Source organism: Lysinibacillus sp. BF-4, assembly GCF_000743635.1.
Lineage (GTDB): Bacteria > Bacillota > Bacilli > Bacillales_A > Planococcaceae > Metalysinibacillus > Metalysinibacillus saudimassiliensis.
In genome coordinates this window covers 1-15,629 of sequence record NZ_JPUW01000046.1, presented here as the reverse complement: position 1 = coordinate 15,629, position 15,629 = coordinate 1, and the positions used below count along the sequence as shown (strand labels likewise).

The following is a 15,629-nucleotide window of genomic DNA, read 5'->3' as shown; positions in this document are numbered from 1 at the left end:
GTCATTTTACTTATTGCTTTTAGCTAAAGTAAAGTCACGCTTTGCTTGTGCTAAAAGCTCGCTGTCTGTTAATAAACGGTAGCCCGTTGTTGCCAAGGCCTTAGCACCAATGAGTAATGCATCGTCACCTTTTGCTGAAGCCGCTGCTTCTCTAAACTCATCTGTATGTGCAATTAAATCTTCATCGCCAATTTTAATATAAGGATGAGCAGTAGGCACTTCATAACTAATATTGCCTGCATCTGTTGAGCCAAGCCCTGTTTTTGTAGTGTATACCTTCTCACCTAAGTCACTTAACTCCTCTGCTAAAATGCTATCAAGCGTTGCGTTAAGTACTAAATCTTTGACCTCATTTTGGAAGCGCTCAATCTTAACTGTTGCTCCTGTTGCAAGTGCTGCACCTTCTGCAATTGCACGCACTTTGGCCGTTACCTCCTCCGTCTTCGCCCAAGTTGAAGCACGAAGGTAAAAGCGAGCCGAAGCATAAGCAGGGATAATGTTTGGCGCTTCGCCTCCATTTGTAATAATACCGTGGATGCGTACGTCACTTGGTAGTTGCTGACGCAGTGCATTGATGCCTGTAAATAATTGAATGACCGCATCTAGTGCATTAATGCCGTGTTCTGGTGCGGCTGCCGCATGCGCTGCTTGTCCATAAAAATGAAAATCTAACGGATTAACTGCCAATGATTCGCCTGTTGTTGCCGTACGACCTGAGGGGTGAATCATTAATGCCACATCAATATCTTTTAAATAACCATGACGTACAAAGCTTCCTTTGGCACTCCCATTAGGGCCACCCTCCTCAGCAGGTGTACCAAGTACCACAACCTTGCCACCTACACGCTTTGTTTGTTCTGCTAGTGCGATAGCTGCTGCTACGCTCGTTGTACCAATAATATTATGTCCGCAAGCATGACCTAAGACGGGCAACGCATCATACTCAGCTAAGTAAGCAATCGTCGCTCCCTCCTTGCCACTATCAAAGCTCGCATAAAAGGCTGTTTCGTGCCCTGCTACATTGCTTTCTACTGTAAAACCTGCCTCTGTTAATAACTTAGCTAGGGCTGCGCTAGCAAAATATTCTTCGTTCCCAATTTCAGGTTTAGCATGAATCGCATGACTAGTTGTTAGCCATTTTTCACGACTTTCTTCTATTATATTGTCAATCGTTTGTAAAGTTGTCGGCATATCAATTACCTCCCTGTAGGTCTGTTAAAATTTTCGCTAGTTCTTGTGGTGTACGGTCAATGACAATCGCACCTCCACCAAGCTCTTTGTTTGCTGCTTCGATTACTTTTGGGTCATGGTAAAGTGCTACAATTCGATTTAGCACTTCGTTATCTTTATTAGCCTCACGCGCTGCAAAAACATTAATGTAAGGATCTGCACTATCGCCGTCCTCAATATAAATTGGGTCATCTAATGGATGGAAGCCCGCTTGAACTGCTACACCATTATTAATAAGTGATACTGCTACATCCTCTAGTACACGTGGTGTTTGTTGGGCAACCATCGGTAAAATCTCAAGGTTTTTTGGATTTTCTTTAATATGTGTAGTGTCGCCAAATAATCCTGCGCTAGCATCTAATGTAAGTAAACCTGCTGCCTCTAATAGACGTAAGGCACGCCCCTGATTTGATGGGTCATCCGGAATAGCGATTTTATCGCCATCTTTGATTTCTGAAATATCAGTAATTTTAGTCGAATAAATACCAAGTGGTGCAATAAATGTTGAGCCAATTGGTGTTAAATTTGTTTTGTGCTCTTGTTCAAATTGGCTTAGGAAAGCAATATGTTGGAAGGAATTTAAATCTACATCGCCATCTGCTAATGCTTTGTTAGGTAATGTATAATCCGAAAACTCTTTTAGCTCTACGTCAATGCCTTCTTCTTTAGCTAGGCTCTTTAATACTTCCCACTGTTCACCGTCTGTACCTGTTACGCCAATTACAACCTTTTTGTCATCCTCCGCTTTTGGTGCGGCATCCCCTTTATTACATGCGGCAAGCACTAAAGCCACTGCCGCTATTACTACTACTAATAGTTGTTTTTTCATTGTTATCTTCTCCTTTTATCTACGTAAAATTTTTCGTGAAATTTTATTACCTAGCCATTGTGACAGCTGTACTAAAATAATTAAAATAACAACTGTTACAACAATTACGCTCGTATCAAAACGCTGATAGCCATGGGTCATTGCGACGTGCCCTAAGCCACCGCCACCTACTGTTCCTGCTACTGCAGAAAAATCAATTAAGCTCACTGTTACAAAAGTTAAACCTAAAATTAATGGTCCTAGTGCCTCTGGAATGAGCACCGTACGAATAATTTGAAACGGACTAGCGCCCATTGCTTCCGCAGCTTCAATGACACCAGGGTCAATACTGATAAGGTTATTTTCCACTACACGCGCTACAACAAATGAGGCTGCAATCGTAATAGGGAAAATCGCTGCTGCTGTACCAATAATTGAACCAACTACGAGGCGGGTTAGTGGCGTTAAGGCCACTAACAAAATAACAAAGGGTATTGGACGAATAATATTAATGCCTAAGTTTAAAATAAAGGATACCCATTTGTTTTCTAAAATACCGCCCTTGCGTGTCACAAATAAAGTTAAGCCGATAATCGTACCAATGATTGTACTAAAGGCTAATGTTGTTAATACCATCGTTAGGGTTTCAAATGTAGCCTCTACAATGCGAGGCCAAAATGTTTGCCAATCTACCTTCATGCGACTTGCACCTCCTTCACCTCTACAATTTGTTGTAATTCTTGTAAGACTTGGGCTACTGCGACTGGCTGACCTTCAAATGAGACGATCAAATTGCCGAAGAAGCGTTGCTGTAACTCTTTGACTGTGCCGTAAATAATATTGACATCAACATTATGTTTACGCGTAATCTTGGATAGCAATGGATCACTTGCACGGTCTCCTTTAAAAATAATGCGATACAATTGCGTATCACTCCACTGCCCCAGCAAATGAGCTGATGGTAAATCCTGCTCCGTAGCGCGAATGAAACGCTGTGTAGTAGGATGCTGTGGATTTGAAAATGTTTCGAAGACGGTTCCTGTTTCAATAACCTGCCCTTCTTCCATTACTGCCACGCGATTGCAAATGGCTTCGATAACTTGCATCTCATGTGTGATAAGCAATACCGTAATACCTAGCTCACGGTTAACCTTTTGGATGAGCTGTAAAATATCTGCTGTAGTATTAGGGTCAAGTGCTGACGTAGCTTCATCACAAATTAAGATGCTTGGTGACGTTGCTAGTGCTCTTGCTATACCTACACGTTGCTTTTGCCCACCCGACAATTGCTCTGGGTAATGCTTGGCCTTTTCTGTTAAACCAACAAAGGTTAGCAACTCATTAACACGGCGTGTTACCTCGCCTTTAGCTACTCCTGCAAGCTGTAGTGGGTAGGCAATATTGCCAAACACAGTGCGTGAGGTAAAGAGATTAAAGTTTTGAAAAATCATACCAATGTCTCGGCGTTGCTCACGCAATTGTTTTTTACTTAGCACTGTAATATCTTGCCCATTAATTGTGACCTTGCCCTCCGTTGGCTCCTCTAGTAAATTGACTAGGCGTAGTAATGTACTCTTACCTGCGCCACTAAAGCCAATAATGCCGAAGATGTCGCCTTGCTCAATTGTTAAGTTAACATCCTTAACGGCTGTAACCTCTCGATCCTTAGTAGTAAATGTTTTAGTAACATTATGAAATGTAATCATATAGCTGCTCCCTTCTCATATCAGTAGGAGAAAGAAAAAAATCCTTCTTTCTCCCATCTATGAAAAGATGGAAAAAAGAAGGATTCAGAAAATATACCGAACCACTCTTCTCATCTTTCAAACATAGACGTTTGCAGGATTTGGCACAGTGTTAAGAAAACCTGTTGCCGAGATGTCATAGGGCCTGTCCCTCGATCTCTCTCGATAAGAAATTGTGTTGTTATTTAGTTTTTTAAGTTGAGTATCACTTTACAGGCTACTGTTTTAGAAGTCAACCGTTTTTTGAAAACTTTTTATTTTGTAATTGTTAACAGCATCTCACGAATTGTTTTGCAGGCTACGGCTGTAGATGCACCAGACACATCATATTGTGGTGACAATTCCACCACATCTGCAGATACAATATGATTAAGTTGTTGAAATAATTTTATTGCTGCTAACAGCTCTGTATAGCTGATGCCACCTGGCTCAGGCGTACCTGTACCAGGAAAAACAGCAGGGTCTAATACATCTAAATCAATCGTAATGTAAACAGGCTTATCCTTCAATTGCTCAATCGTTTTGGCTAAAGTTGTTAACGTAAATTTTTCGAGATGTGTGTGCGTCTTCGCCCACTCAAACTCCTCACGTGTACCTGAACGAATGCCAAATTGAAAAATACGACCATCGCCTAAAAAATCATGGCAGCGACGAATTACTGAAGCATGTGACAATGGCTCACCCATATAATCATCACGCAAATCCGTATGCGCGTCCAAATGAATCACATGAAGTTCAGGATATTTTTCGTAGGCCGCTTCAATCGCAGGTAGGCTTACTAAATGTTCGCCGCCTACCATATAAAACATTTTATTAGCTGCTAGCACCTCTGTACAATAATCTTTAATTTGCGTCATCACTGCTTGCGTATTACCAAATGGCAGCTCTAAATCGCCACCATCACAAATCGCTACATCTTCTAAATCTGCATCCAAATAAGGCGAGTAGGTTTCAAGCCCATAAGAATCAGGTCTAATCGCTTGCATCGCAAAGCGCGTGCCTGGGCGAAAGCTCGTTGTACCATCAAAAGGTACACCAAATAATATTGTCTGTGCTTCTTCAAATGAAGCGTCACACCCAATAAAGTTTAAATTATTCATGCCCTAACTTCTCCCTTACATAGCTCGGTAATGCAAAGGCACCACGGTGTAAATCCGTATTATAATACTTTGTTTGTAACCCGTAGCTCTGCCATTGTTGCTCATCAATTTGCAGTGGGCTTAATGACTTTGAAGCAAAGCCAAATAGCCAGTGACCTGATGGATACGTTGGCATGTGGTATTGGTAAACATGTGTAATTGGGAAGATAGCCTTAATTTTGTGATGTGCTTTTTTCATATTTTCGGCATACTCTGCAAAGTAAGGTGACTCATGTTGATTAATCAAAATACCATCATCTGTTAACACACGGTGGCACTCCTCATAAAAGGCTGTAGTAAATAAACCCTCACCTACTGAGATAGGATCAGTAGAGTCTACTAAAATTAAATCAAAAGATTTATCTGCCGCATTTTTCACATAGGCTAGCCCATCTTCAAAGTGTAGCGTCATGCGTGGGTCTTCCTCTACGCCTGCTGCTGTAACAGGTAGGTACTGCTGGCTCAAACGAAAAACACGTTCATCAATCTCTGCCATTACAACATTTTCGACAAAGCCATAGCGTAATACTTCACGCGCTGTACCGCCATCACCACCACCAATAATTAGTACATTTTTGATATTCGGATTTGTTGCCATCGCAGGATGCACAATCATATCATGGTAAATAAATTCGTCTTTTTCGTTAACCATCATTAGCCCATCTAGCGTAAAGAACGTGCCAAACTCCTTACCTTGGTAAAAATCAATTTTTTGAAACGGTGTTTGCTCTGTGTGTAAATGTGCATCATAAGCAATCGAAAATTTACACTCGTCACTCCAGTCCTCGGTATACCACTTCATTACATAACGCCCTCCAGTTGTACCTTAACTTGAATGTTTTTGATTTCCTGCTCTGCATGTAAACGGATTTTATCCGCCATACCTCGAGGGATTTCAAATGATTCTGTTTTACTTGCTTTTAATTTTTCGGCTAAGTAATCTGCTGCCATCCATGGATTTACAGTCTCTCCGCAAGTATAAACATCCACAGAAGCAAAGCCGTACTCCGGCCATGTATGAATCGTTAAATGCGACTCCTCAATAATGACTGCGCCTGATACGCCGTAAGGATTAAAGTGATGAAATACAGACTCCACAATAGTTGCGCCTGAGTAGTCTGCTGCTTCTCGCATATATTGCTCAATTAGTGCATTGTTTTCGATAATTTCACTTGGACAACCATAAAACTCAATTAACACGTGACGACCTAATGTACGTAATTCTAATCCCATTATGCATGCTCCTTTATAACTGTAATATGGTGGGCACTCCCTGCCTCCATAAGTACGTTACCTATTGTTTTATTGTAGTAGTGATACTGCGCGATGACATCGCGTGAGATTTTTTCGCCTGGGATTACGAGTGGTATACCAGGTGGGTAAATCATCAAAGTATCTGCGCTAATACGCCCCTCTGCCTCATCTATAACAATGGTTTCTTGGCTGGCATAATACGCTTCACGTGGACAGACAACAAGTTCATTTACCTCATCAGGTGTAACGTGCAATGATAGCACTGTCATACCTTTAGCATGGTCTTTTTCGATGGCTAGTAGTGCATCTACTAAGCGTTGTAAGCTCGTTGTTGTATCAGCAGGTGTAATAACCGCCATCACCACATAACCCTCAGCTAATTCCATTTGGATATTGTATTGCTCTTTTAATAATGTATATACCTCAAAGCCTGTTAACCCTAGATTATTAACACGCACTACTAATTTTGTCATGTCATAATGCTGTGCAAATCGCTCGTTTACATAAGCTTGTTTTAATACTTCATAATGACCGCCCGCCTCAATTTGCTTAGTGGCCTGCTTAATAAGTGGTAGCAATTGTGCATAGCGCTCCTTACCATGGCACACTAATTCATGGCGCGCGATATCAAGTGAGCTCATTAACAAATAGCTCGCACTTGTAGTTTGTAGCATACCTAATACCTTTTGTACGGAAGCCTTAGTAATGCGCTTTGTTTGTAGCAATAATAACGAACTCTGCGTTAGTGAGCCTGCTGTTTTATGCATGCTTAACGTTACGGCATCTGCTCCACACGCTAGCGCATCTTTACCATTTGGCATAAAGCCTAAATGGGCTCCGTGAGCTCCGTCAACAATGACAGTAATGTTGTGCTGATGTGCAAGTTCACAAATCTCAGTTAACTCACTCATAGCTCCAAAATACGTAGGGTACGTTACTAACAGTACCTTCGCAGATGGATTTGTAGCGATGGCACGCGCCACACTAGCTACTGATACTCCGTGAGCAATACCAAAGTGTAAATCCACCTCGGGCTGAATAAAAATCGGATGTGCACCGCTTAAAATAATGCCATCCATGACAGACTTATGCCCATTACGTGGTACTAACAATGTCTCACCTGGTGCACAAGTTGCCATGATCATAGCTAAAATACCTATCGTCGTACCATTCACTAAAAAGAAGGCCTCATCTGCTCCAAACGCTTCTGCCGCAAGTGACTGCGCTTCCGCAATCACACCTTGAGGATGGCTTAATAAATCTAGCTCCTTCATGGAGTTAACATCTAGCCCTAACACATCCCCAAAAGCTTGTTGAAGTGTATTCGTTGTAGCGCCCATTTTATGGCCAGGTACATCAAAAGGTGTAACGCCACTTTGGCTATAAGTGTGTAAAGCTTCGTACAAAGGCATGCGTTGCTGCGTTAACGGCACTGATGGCGCTAGCGACAGCACGCTTTGCTTCATTGCGAAACACCTACTGCTACCGCCTGTTGTAAAGCCGCTACTTTTGTAGGTTGCTCCCATGGTAGCTGTAAATCCGAACGACCAAAATGACCATATGCCGCTGTGTCAGCATACATTGGCTGACGTAAATCTAACATCTCTATAATGCCTGCAGGTGTTAAATCAAAATTAGCGCGAATCGCCTGTAATAATACGTCTTCCGCTACTCTGCCTGTACCAAATGTATCAATCGCAATACTGATTGGTTCACTTACACCAATCGCATAAGATAATTGAATTTCGCAACGGTCAGCTAGCTTTGCTGCTACAATATTTTTTGCTACAAAACGCGCCGCATAAGCACCTGAGCGATCAACTTTTGTACAGTCCTTACCCGAAAACGCGCCGCCACCATGACGCGCTGCTCCGCCGTACGTATCCACAATAATTTTTCGTCCTGTTAAACCTGCATCACCATGCGGGCCGCCTATCACAAAGCGTCCTGTAGGATTAATTAAAATACGGAATGGTGCTGTAAAACCATAGTCACGTGCTACTGCTTCAATAATTTCGGTAGTCACATAAGCTTTAAACTGCGCTTCGTTAAAATCCTCATCATGCTGAATAGACATTAAAATCGTATCGACTTTTGGCTCAGCTGTATAATCTATTGTTACTTGTGACTTCATATCAGGTCGCGCCCATGTAAAGTCTCCACTTTTACGTAATGCTGATGCTCTACGTACAAGTGCATGCGCCATCTCAATAGCTAATGGCATAAGATTTTCGGTTTCGTTGGTCGCATAACCAAACATAATGCCTTGGTCACCCGCGCCAATCGCCTTCGTATCACTTGAAGCATCAACGCCCTGTGCAATATCTGCTGACTGTGTATGCACAAGCACACGTACCTCACAAGTTGCACCATCAATGCCATATGCTTCGTCAGTATAGCCAATTTGTTGTAATGTTTGTCGTGCAATTTGTTCAATGTCTAGCGTTGCGTTTGTTGTTATCTCACCGCCAACAATGACACAATTTGTCGTTGTAAAAACTTCACATGCCACACGTGAGTATGGATCCTGTGCCAATGCAGCATCTAAAACTGCATCAGAAATTTGATCTGCAATTTTGTCTGGGTGACCTTCCGCCACAGACTCCGATGTAAATAAAATTTTCTCAACCAAAATACGACACTCCTTGAATTAAAAGGTTATTTTGCGCACAAAAAAAGCTCTCCCTACAACCAAAGGAAAGCTTCGATGTCATAATCAGCTGCTTATCCTCTTATCGTTCGCAAAGCGGAAAACTTTGCGCTCAGGCTGGGCCCCAGTCCTTAACTATTAGCTAAGTTGGTTTGCCACCGTATCTTCGACCCCTCGTCTCAACGGCTATTAATAAGATAGACTTTATTTATGCTGACCACATCATATGTGATTTTATTTTATATGTCAACGCATTTTTCTGAAAAATTTTTCATTTCCTATTAAAGTGTTTTTTGCATGATTATCGTGTATAGCTAAGTACTTTTTGCATTAATCCACTTTCTTTTTTGACCAAACTGTCGCAATAATTGGTCCCGAAATATTATGCCATACCGCGCCAAATGTACTCGGTAACGCCGCTAACGGTCCTAAGTGAGCGGTTGCTAAAGCCACACCTAAACCAGAGTTTTGCATACCTACCTCAATAGCTAATGCACGTTGATCGCTGACACTTAATTTACATAGCTTGCCGACATAGTAACCAATAATTAAACCTGCTGTATTGTGTAAAAATACGGCAAAGAATACAAGTAGCCCTGCTGTTGCAATTGTTTCTTGGTTTTTGGATACAACAGCCCCTACAATGATGATGATGGCAGCTACTGAAATTAATGGCACAACTGCAATACTTTTTTGTACAAGTGTTGGTGCAAACTTACGCACAACAATACCTAAAATAATCGGTACAATAATTACTTGAATAATCATAATGAACATTGACTTAGCATCTACTGGCATCCACTGCCCTGCAAATAATAGCAGTAAAAGTGGCGTCATAATTGGCGCTAGCAAAGTTGATACTGATGTCATTGTAATTGACAGTGGTACGTTTCCTTTAGCTAAATACACCATAACATTTGACGCTGTGCCACCTGGTACTGAGCCTAGTAACACTAAACCAGCTGCTAACTCTGGTGGTAATTTTAACAAGTATGCAATAGCAAGAGCTGCCAATGGCATAACTGTAAACTGTGCTACTACGCCGACTAGTACAGCAAGCGGACGTGTAAGCACAAGTTTAAAATCTGTGGCGCTAAGTGTAAGCCCCATTCCAAACATTACAACACCAAGTAAAAGTGAAATATATGAGCCTAGTGGTAGGAAGGGCGCTGGTACAAAGTATGCCAGTATAGCCATTCCCATTACTAAAAGCGCAAAATATTTGCCCGCAAGTGAACTAATTGTCGCTAGTAGCTTCATAATTAATCCACCTTCACTATCTTGCCTGGATTTAAAATATTATTAGGATCTAGTGTGCGTTTTAATTGTTGCATTAACACATAAGCTGCACCATGCTCAAGCTCTTGGTATTTTTGTTTACCTACACCAACACCATGTTCGCCTGTACATGTTCCCTTTTTATTTAAGGCATACATTACAATCGCTTCGTTAAATTCATTAGCACGACGCACGGCATCTGCATCGTTCATATCCACCATTAAAATAGCATGGAAGTTACCATCACCTACGTGCCCAACTAAACCACCTGTTAAATCAAAGGCTGTAATTTGCTCACGCGCATGGTGGATTGCACCTGCTAGCGCTGAAATCGGAACACAAACATCCGTCACCATCATTTTTTTGCCTGGATTTGAATGAATATAGGCATAAGCTAAATTATGACGTGCTGTCCATAATAAATTACGCGCTGCCGTATCACTTTCAAAAATAATTTCCTGACAACCGCAGTCATTCATTAGCTCTGTGGTAAACTCAATATCTTGTTTTAAACCCGCTTCATTGCCATGAAACTCTAAAAATAACGTTGGCTTTTCTGCAAAATTTGTTTCACTGTGTAAATTTACTTGTCGAATAGACTCTTCATCTACTAACTCTACACGCGCAATCGGAATACCCACTTGTAATACGCTTGTTACTGCCGCTACAGCATCATCTACCGTATCAAATGTTGCACGAGCGGCTGTTTCGAACTCTGGGATACCAAAGACGCGCAATGTTAGCTCAGTAAAGCAACCCAGCGTACCTTCAGAGCCTGTAAATAAGCCATTTAAATGATAACCTGATGCTGATTTTGCGGCTAAATTTCCCGTGTGCATAACTGTGCCGTCTGCTAGTACAACTTCTAAGTCACGTACTTGGTCACGCATTACACCATAACGTACCGCTGTAGTACCACTCGCATTTGTTGCCACCATGCCGCCTAATGTTGCATCAGCACCTGGGTCAACCGAAAAGAACAAGCCATGCTTTGCTAACGCGTCATTTAATTGCACACGCGTAACACCTGGCTGCACTACTACCAGTAAATCTTCTGGTCGAATGTCGATAATTTTATCCATTAACGAAAAATCAATCGTTATCCCATTATCATACGGAATAACATGCCCCTCTAAGCTGGAGCCGCGGCCAAATGGGACCACCGGAATTTTATTGTCATTCGCATAGGCTAATACTTTACTTACCTCCTCTGTCGAATGGGGGAACACTACTACATCAGGCTGTGACGTTTGATGATACGACTCATCCTGTCCATGTTGTTCTAAAATTGTTTCATTAATACTCACTTGCTCTTTCGATAATAAATCTCTTAAGTTGTCTACCATGTTTGTCATTATCCTCACCTACAGTTTAATTTTCTGAAAATACCGATAAATGCAATTATAGAGGTAAATTCTATTATTTTCAATGCATTATAAATATTCTTAATTTTCTGTTTATAATTAAGGAAATATTAAGTATTTCTTAAGAACTTTCGTAGCACTTACAGCGTATACTTAATAAAATAAGGAGCGTTTAACATGAATAAAAAAATTATTATTGGCAGTGTTGCCATTATTATATTCCTACTCATACTTACCATCAGTTTACGCCCAGCAAAGTTAACTATCGTTGTGGATGCTGGTCACGGAGGTGAGGATCCTGGCACAATTAGCCCTACTGGTATTTACGAAAAAGACATCAATCTTGCCATCGCTAAAAAAATTGCCGCTTCGCTCGCCAAAAATCATTATAAAGTAATTATGCTACGCCAAGATGATAGCACTTTATCTTTAGAGGAGCGCTACACAACAGCAAATGCACAGCAAGCTGATTTTTTTATTAGCGTCCATGCCAACGCTATCGAAAATAGTAGTGAAGTTGAAGGCATACAGGTGCTCTATTATCCTGATAGTGAACAAGCAAATGAACAACTGGCTCAACAAATGCTAAAACAGCTCACTGCAACAACGAAGGCGGTTGATAAAGGGGTTATATCCCGCCCTGACCTCGCTGTGCTTCGTGGCACGACCATGAAATCATTATTGATTGAAACAGGGTTTATGACAAATGAACAGGAGCTAGCGCGTTTATTACAAAACGCTTACCAGCAAAAAATTGCCGATGCTGTTACTAAAACGGTTAATTACTATATGAAAGACCAAGCCCTCACCTCAAAAAAATAAGTCACTGCGCTTAGTAGGCGCAGTGACTTATTTTAAAACCAGCCGTAATTAAATGCATATAGCAGCCATTGATTATTGAGTGTGCGCAGGCTTTGTTCGGTTTCTCGTCCTTGTTTTTGAAGCCACGCTACTGCGTCTTCCTCATTCATCACAGCCAAGCCGTCACAACCATAAAGCTCACGTGAAATGGTTGTCTCCGCCTCTTTAGGTGTTACCTGCGACAGCCCTACACAATACTTATTCATGCGTGGACGATTTTCGTCTAACCATGCTACTAACTTTTTATAGGCTGCACTCTCCTCATCAGGTGCTACCGCTACCTCATCCTTAATAATAGCTACCCCAAAATACTCCTTCTTCGCAAGTAACTCTTCCATGCCCATAATAAATTTATCTACGTCAGCAATGCTATGCGTTAGCTCACATTTCATTACGCGTTCATTTGTCGTTTGTTCGAAATTCATTTCGTCTCACTCCTTTACTAACATCGAAAAATAATCACGAGGTGTCATGCCAAATTGCTTTTTAAAGGCATTTGCTAGGGTACTCTCCTCACTACCGTAGCCAAATGCTTTTGCCGCCTCTACTACTGTTATTTCCCCATTTGCTACTAATTCAATCGTATTAGCCATTTGCCAAGCACGCACCAAAGTGACGATAGGCGCACCAAAAATCTGTGTAAAAAATCGCGCCAGCTCATCTTCTGTTAAACCTGTTTGCACAGCGAGTTCATGTAAAGTAGGTGGCTGTTGAATATTAGCAAGTAATAAATCATAGCCACGCTTTACACGCAGTAGCTCGTCCTTCGTTGGCATACGCCAGCTTATAGTTTGAAGCAACTCACCAAAACATGTAGCTAACATATCAATCGCTTGAGCCTCTGCCTTCATCGCATACAATGCGGAAGTTTTGCTTAACCCCGCAATCGCATGAGCTTGTTGTTGGATGATGGCACTATTAGTGAATTGTTCGAGCCCATTATATTGCAGCCTTTCGCGTAATAAAAGTGCCTGCTCACCATCTCCGATAAAGTGCTCAATGATAGCTAATGGGTAACGCACCTCTATAAACTGAACCTCTCCCTCATAAATATGGGTAGGTAAATGTTGCTCTACTGTCTGTGCTAGTAACGTCATACCTTGCTGTAACATTTGCGCTACAGGCGATGGTGCTTCGTACAACGGCTCCCCGTTAATATAATATGTGCAAGCAATATAATCTGTGCTCGTTGATTTGGCAATGTAGAGTGGTTTAGTAAATGTTGCCTTAACATTAATAATTTCGATACCTTGCGTCGTTTTAGTACGCATAATCGTACCTGAACCAAATGCTGGCGCTATGCTATGTATACCGCTAGTTGTTTGATGAAAGCTTGCGCCATTTAATAATGAAATTGTCATGGTAAAACCTCCTTGTTATAGCTAACCTAGCATGATTACAGCACTCACTAAAAGTTATAAGTCTTGACATTTTAACCACCTGTAACTATTGTGGTTACATACAGGTGGTGATAGTATGATTAATACGCGTTTTTCCGTAGCGGTTCATATCATTTCACTTATCGCAGCTTATCCATCCGAGCAACACTCGTCTGAATGGATTGCGGGCAGTGTAAATACGAACCCCGTCGTTATACGTCGCATCACTGGTTTATTAAAGCGTGCAGGTCTTGTAAGTACAACTCCTGGCGTTGCAGGTATTACATTAAATAAATGCCCAAGCGAAATTTCGCTTCTTGAAATTTATCATGCCGTTATTTTGGATGATGCTTTGTTTTCAGTCCATGAAGAAACGAACCCCAACTGCCCTGTAGGACGCAATATTCAGGGCGCGTTAAACGATACATTTAAAGATGCGCAGCTCGCTATGGAGCAAGTACTTGCTAATAAAACAGTAGCTGACGTTGTTCAAGATTTAAAACAATAAATAAAAGCGTTTTATTTTTTCACACCCCACTTGTAACTAAATCAATCACAGGTTAATCACCTGTGTATAAGGAGTTTATTATGAGCGAAAAAAACATTGGGCTACTCATCGCCCGCATTTTATTAGGCGTTATTTTCTTTTTACATGGATTAGCTAAATTTCAAGGTGGCATTAGTGGCACAGCTGAGTTCTTTGGCAGCATTGGTCTACCAGGAGCATTAGCTTATATCGTTGCGATTATCGAACTAGTCGGTGGTATTTTAATAATTCTTGGTTTATTTACTAAAGTTATTTCATTATTATTTATCGTTGTTATGTTAGGCGCTATTGGCACAGTAAAATTAGAGGCAGGCTTCCTTGATGGTTTTGAGTTAGAACTTACATTGATTTCCTTATCTATTGCTATGTACGCAACAAGTATGTGGACAAAATTCTTTGATCCATTAGCTACAGGACAAGTAGACGAAAAGCTGTAATATACCTGTAACTAGATTAGTTACAAAAAGGTTTGCCCACAATAGGCAAACCTTTTTATTTTCGGCGTAGCAATAACTCAGTACCATCCGCTCGGCGTAACGTCACTGTATAATGACGCAACACTTGAAAGACATTTGTTACACCGATATAGCGTACAAGATTAAAGGCACTACGGACATTTAGTCCCGCCTTTTGTGCATAGTTTGCCGCTTCACTCAGTGGCATACGATGTAGTTGTTCAGGTGCTGGCAGAGCAAGTGGTGCAACTTCCTTGTTTGCTAACACACGTAGTTGTAAAGCTAGCGCACCACTTACAATAATAATATCTGCTTGCTCAAGCGCGATACTTAACTGCTCCTTTGTTATAACTTCATTCATAGTAGCCACTCCCTTATAATTTGCCAATGCTCAATTTTTTGCGCTATTGTTTTAATATAGCGCCCTGGTACTGGGCTTGTTGATGGCATACGAATATGCTGACGTTCACCTAATAGTGATAGCCCTACCTTTTTTATAAAAACACTTTCGGCCTTAGCGCCATTAAATACAATATGCGTAATTTGTGGATAGCGGGTAAACAGTGCAAAAAAATCATTGGGCACTTCATTGCGAATATTTGAATCAAGGCTACCCTTGCGCTCACAACTTGCAATGGCATCCCATAAACCAATACGATTAGCGAGCAACCAATCTAACCGCTCTTTATAATCTATAGGTGCTGGTTCGCCAATAATGTCACTCATTATTAGCCAAAAATGATTGCGTGGATTACCGTAATATTGTTGCTTCTCTAATGATTGCACCCCTGGCATAGAGCCAATCACTAAAACGGCTGTGTTTTTATCGACGACAGGTGCTAAACTTTGTTCCCTCATTATTACCACATCCTTTCTTTTAGGATGATGCGCCAGAATTCTCCCTTCTTCAGATGGGAGG

18 protein-coding genes and 1 riboswitch are annotated in these 15,629 nt (G+C 41.3%); of the genes, 3 read left to right on the top strand and 15 right to left on the bottom strand.

Annotated features, from left to right (window positions below; all coding sequences use genetic code 11):
- Positions 1 to 6 precede the first annotated feature (6 nt).
- From CH76_RS11945 to CH76_RS11895, 11 genes are all read right to left on the bottom strand, one after another.
- Positions 7 to 1,191, bottom strand: a complete 1,185-nt coding sequence (locus CH76_RS11945; protein ID WP_036146636.1) for a M20 family metallopeptidase — start codon at positions 1,189 to 1,191, stop codon at positions 7 to 9.
- A 1-nt stretch (position 1,192) separates the two neighbouring features.
- Positions 1,193 to 2,059, bottom strand: a complete 867-nt coding sequence (locus CH76_RS11940; protein ID WP_036146635.1) for a MetQ/NlpA family ABC transporter substrate-binding protein — start codon at positions 2,057 to 2,059, stop codon at positions 1,193 to 1,195.
- 15 nt (positions 2,060 to 2,074) lie between these two features.
- On the bottom strand, positions 2,075 to 2,737 hold the full coding sequence (locus CH76_RS11935; protein WP_036146634.1) for a methionine ABC transporter permease: 663 nt from the start codon (positions 2,735 to 2,737) through the stop codon (positions 2,075 to 2,077).
- Positions 2,734 to 3,744, bottom strand: a complete 1,011-nt coding sequence (locus CH76_RS11930) for a methionine ABC transporter ATP-binding protein (protein ID WP_036146633.1) — start codon at positions 3,742 to 3,744, stop codon at positions 2,734 to 2,736. Before CH76_RS11930 ends, CH76_RS11935 begins: the two co-directional genes overlap by 4 nt.
- A gap of 107 nt (positions 3,745 to 3,851) precedes the next feature.
- Positions 3,852 to 3,955: riboswitch (SAM riboswitch) on the bottom strand.
- Positions 3,956 to 4,037: 82 nt separating this feature from the next.
- Positions 4,038 to 4,883 carry an agmatinase gene (gene speB, locus CH76_RS11925; protein WP_036146632.1) on the bottom strand — a complete coding sequence of 282 codons (846 nt, stop codon included), beginning with the start codon at positions 4,881 to 4,883 and terminating at the stop codon, positions 4,038 to 4,040.
- Positions 4,876 to 5,724, bottom strand: coding sequence for a polyamine aminopropyltransferase (gene speE / locus CH76_RS11920; protein ID WP_036146631.1), 849 nt, complete (start codon positions 5,722 to 5,724; stop codon positions 4,876 to 4,878). Before speE ends, speB begins: the two co-directional genes overlap by 8 nt.
- Complete coding sequence (gene speD / locus CH76_RS11915) at positions 5,724 to 6,155, bottom strand: adenosylmethionine decarboxylase (RefSeq protein WP_036146630.1); 432 nt, start codon at positions 6,153 to 6,155, stop codon at positions 5,724 to 5,726. Before speD ends, speE begins: the two co-directional genes overlap by 1 nt.
- Positions 6,155 to 7,642, bottom strand: a complete 1,488-nt coding sequence (locus CH76_RS11910; RefSeq protein WP_051910355.1) for an aminotransferase class I/II-fold pyridoxal phosphate-dependent enzyme — start codon at positions 7,640 to 7,642, stop codon at positions 6,155 to 6,157. Before CH76_RS11910 ends, speD begins: the two co-directional genes overlap by 1 nt.
- A complete protein-coding gene (gene metK, locus CH76_RS11905) occupies positions 7,639 to 8,808 on the bottom strand; it encodes a methionine adenosyltransferase (protein WP_036146628.1) in 1,170 nt (389 codons plus the stop codon). Before metK ends, CH76_RS11910 begins: the two co-directional genes overlap by 4 nt.
- A gap of 348 nt (positions 8,809 to 9,156) precedes the next feature.
- Entirely contained in the window at positions 9,157 to 10,086 is a 930-nt protein-coding gene (locus tag CH76_RS11900) for a bile acid:sodium symporter family protein (protein WP_036146626.1), read from the bottom strand.
- Positions 10,087 to 10,088: 2 nt separating this feature from the next.
- On the bottom strand, positions 10,089 to 11,459 hold the full coding sequence (locus CH76_RS11895) for an FAD-binding oxidoreductase (RefSeq protein WP_036146625.1): 1,371 nt from the start codon (positions 11,457 to 11,459) through the stop codon (positions 10,089 to 10,091).
- Positions 11,460 to 11,645: 186 nt separating this feature from the next.
- Between CH76_RS11895 and CH76_RS11890 the strand changes: the two genes are divergently transcribed.
- Entirely contained in the window at positions 11,646 to 12,290 is a 645-nt protein-coding gene (locus CH76_RS11890; RefSeq protein WP_051910354.1) for an N-acetylmuramoyl-L-alanine amidase, read from the top strand.
- Positions 12,291 to 12,322: 32 nt separating this feature from the next.
- Here CH76_RS11890 and CH76_RS11885 read toward each other — a convergent pair whose 3' ends face one another.
- Positions 12,323 to 12,754, bottom strand: a complete 432-nt coding sequence (locus CH76_RS11885; protein WP_036146623.1) for a hypothetical protein — start codon at positions 12,752 to 12,754, stop codon at positions 12,323 to 12,325.
- A 6-nt stretch (positions 12,755 to 12,760) separates the two neighbouring features.
- Positions 12,761 to 13,690 (bottom strand): helix-turn-helix transcriptional regulator, encoded by a 930-nt coding sequence (locus CH76_RS11880; RefSeq protein ID WP_036146621.1) that lies wholly within the window; start codon positions 13,688 to 13,690, stop codon positions 12,761 to 12,763.
- 115 nt (positions 13,691 to 13,805) lie between these two features.
- Here CH76_RS11880 and CH76_RS11875 point away from each other — a divergent pair, with 115 nt between their 5' ends.
- Positions 13,806 to 14,216, top strand: a complete 411-nt coding sequence (locus CH76_RS11875; protein WP_036146619.1) for an Rrf2 family transcriptional regulator — start codon at positions 13,806 to 13,808, stop codon at positions 14,214 to 14,216.
- 80 nt (positions 14,217 to 14,296) lie between these two features.
- Positions 14,297 to 14,692: a DoxX family protein gene (locus tag CH76_RS11870; RefSeq protein WP_051910353.1), complete on the top strand. Its 396-nt coding sequence runs from the start codon at positions 14,297 to 14,299 to the stop codon at positions 14,690 to 14,692.
- A 55-nt stretch (positions 14,693 to 14,747) separates the two neighbouring features.
- Here CH76_RS11870 and CH76_RS11865 read toward each other — a convergent pair whose 3' ends face one another.
- Entirely contained in the window at positions 14,748 to 15,071 is a 324-nt protein-coding gene (locus tag CH76_RS11865; RefSeq protein ID WP_036146615.1) for a hypothetical protein, read from the bottom strand.
- A complete protein-coding gene (locus tag CH76_RS11860) occupies positions 15,068 to 15,568 on the bottom strand; it encodes a DNA-deoxyinosine glycosylase (RefSeq protein ID WP_036146613.1) in 501 nt (166 codons plus the stop codon). Before CH76_RS11860 ends, CH76_RS11865 begins: the two co-directional genes overlap by 4 nt.
- Positions 15,569 to 15,629: the final 61 nt, after the last annotated feature.

Bases quoted from the DNA above. Each gene is read 5' to 3' on its own strand.
- CH76_RS11945 (WP_036146636.1), bottom strand. From the start codon at position 1,191: ATGCCGACAACTTTACAAACGATTGACAATATAATAGAAGAAAGTCGT.
- CH76_RS11940 (WP_036146635.1), bottom strand. From the start codon at position 2,059: ATGAAAAAACAACTATTAGTAGTAGTAATAGCGGCAGTGGCTTTAGTG.
- CH76_RS11935 (WP_036146634.1), bottom strand. From the start codon at position 2,737: ATGAAGGTAGATTGGCAAACATTTTGGCCTCGCATTGTAGAGGCTACA.
- CH76_RS11930 (WP_036146633.1), bottom strand. From the start codon at position 3,744: ATGATTACATTTCATAATGTTACTAAAACATTTACTACTAAGGATCGA.
- speB (WP_036146632.1), bottom strand. From the start codon at position 4,883: ATGAATAATTTAAACTTTATTGGGTGTGACGCTTCATTTGAAGAAGCA.
- speE (WP_036146631.1), bottom strand. From the start codon at position 5,724: ATGAAGTGGTATACCGAGGACTGGAGTGACGAGTGTAAATTTTCGATT.
- speD (WP_036146630.1), bottom strand. From the start codon at position 6,155: ATGGGATTAGAATTACGTACATTAGGTCGTCACGTGTTAATTGAGTTT.
- CH76_RS11910 (WP_051910355.1), bottom strand. From the start codon at position 7,642: ATGAAGCAAAGCGTGCTGTCGCTAGCGCCATCAGTGCCGTTAACGCAG.
- CH76_RS11900 (WP_036146626.1), bottom strand. From the start codon at position 10,086: ATGAAGCTACTAGCGACAATTAGTTCACTTGCGGGCAAATATTTTGCG.
- CH76_RS11895 (WP_036146625.1), bottom strand. From the start codon at position 11,459: ATGACAAACATGGTAGACAACTTAAGAGATTTATTATCGAAAGAGCAA.
- CH76_RS11890 (WP_051910354.1), top strand. From the start codon at position 11,646: ATGAATAAAAAAATTATTATTGGCAGTGTTGCCATTATTATATTCCTA.
- CH76_RS11885 (WP_036146623.1), bottom strand. From the start codon at position 12,754: ATGAATTTCGAACAAACGACAAATGAACGCGTAATGAAATGTGAGCTA.
- CH76_RS11880 (WP_036146621.1), bottom strand. From the start codon at position 13,690: ATGACAATTTCATTATTAAATGGCGCAAGCTTTCATCAAACAACTAGC.
- CH76_RS11875 (WP_036146619.1), top strand. From the start codon at position 13,806: ATGATTAATACGCGTTTTTCCGTAGCGGTTCATATCATTTCACTTATC.
- CH76_RS11870 (WP_051910353.1), top strand. From the start codon at position 14,297: ATGAGCGAAAAAAACATTGGGCTACTCATCGCCCGCATTTTATTAGGC.
- CH76_RS11865 (WP_036146615.1), bottom strand. From the start codon at position 15,071: ATGAATGAAGTTATAACAAAGGAGCAGTTAAGTATCGCGCTTGAGCAA.
- CH76_RS11860 (WP_036146613.1), bottom strand. From the start codon at position 15,568: ATGAGGGAACAAAGTTTAGCACCTGTCGTCGATAAAAACACAGCCGTT.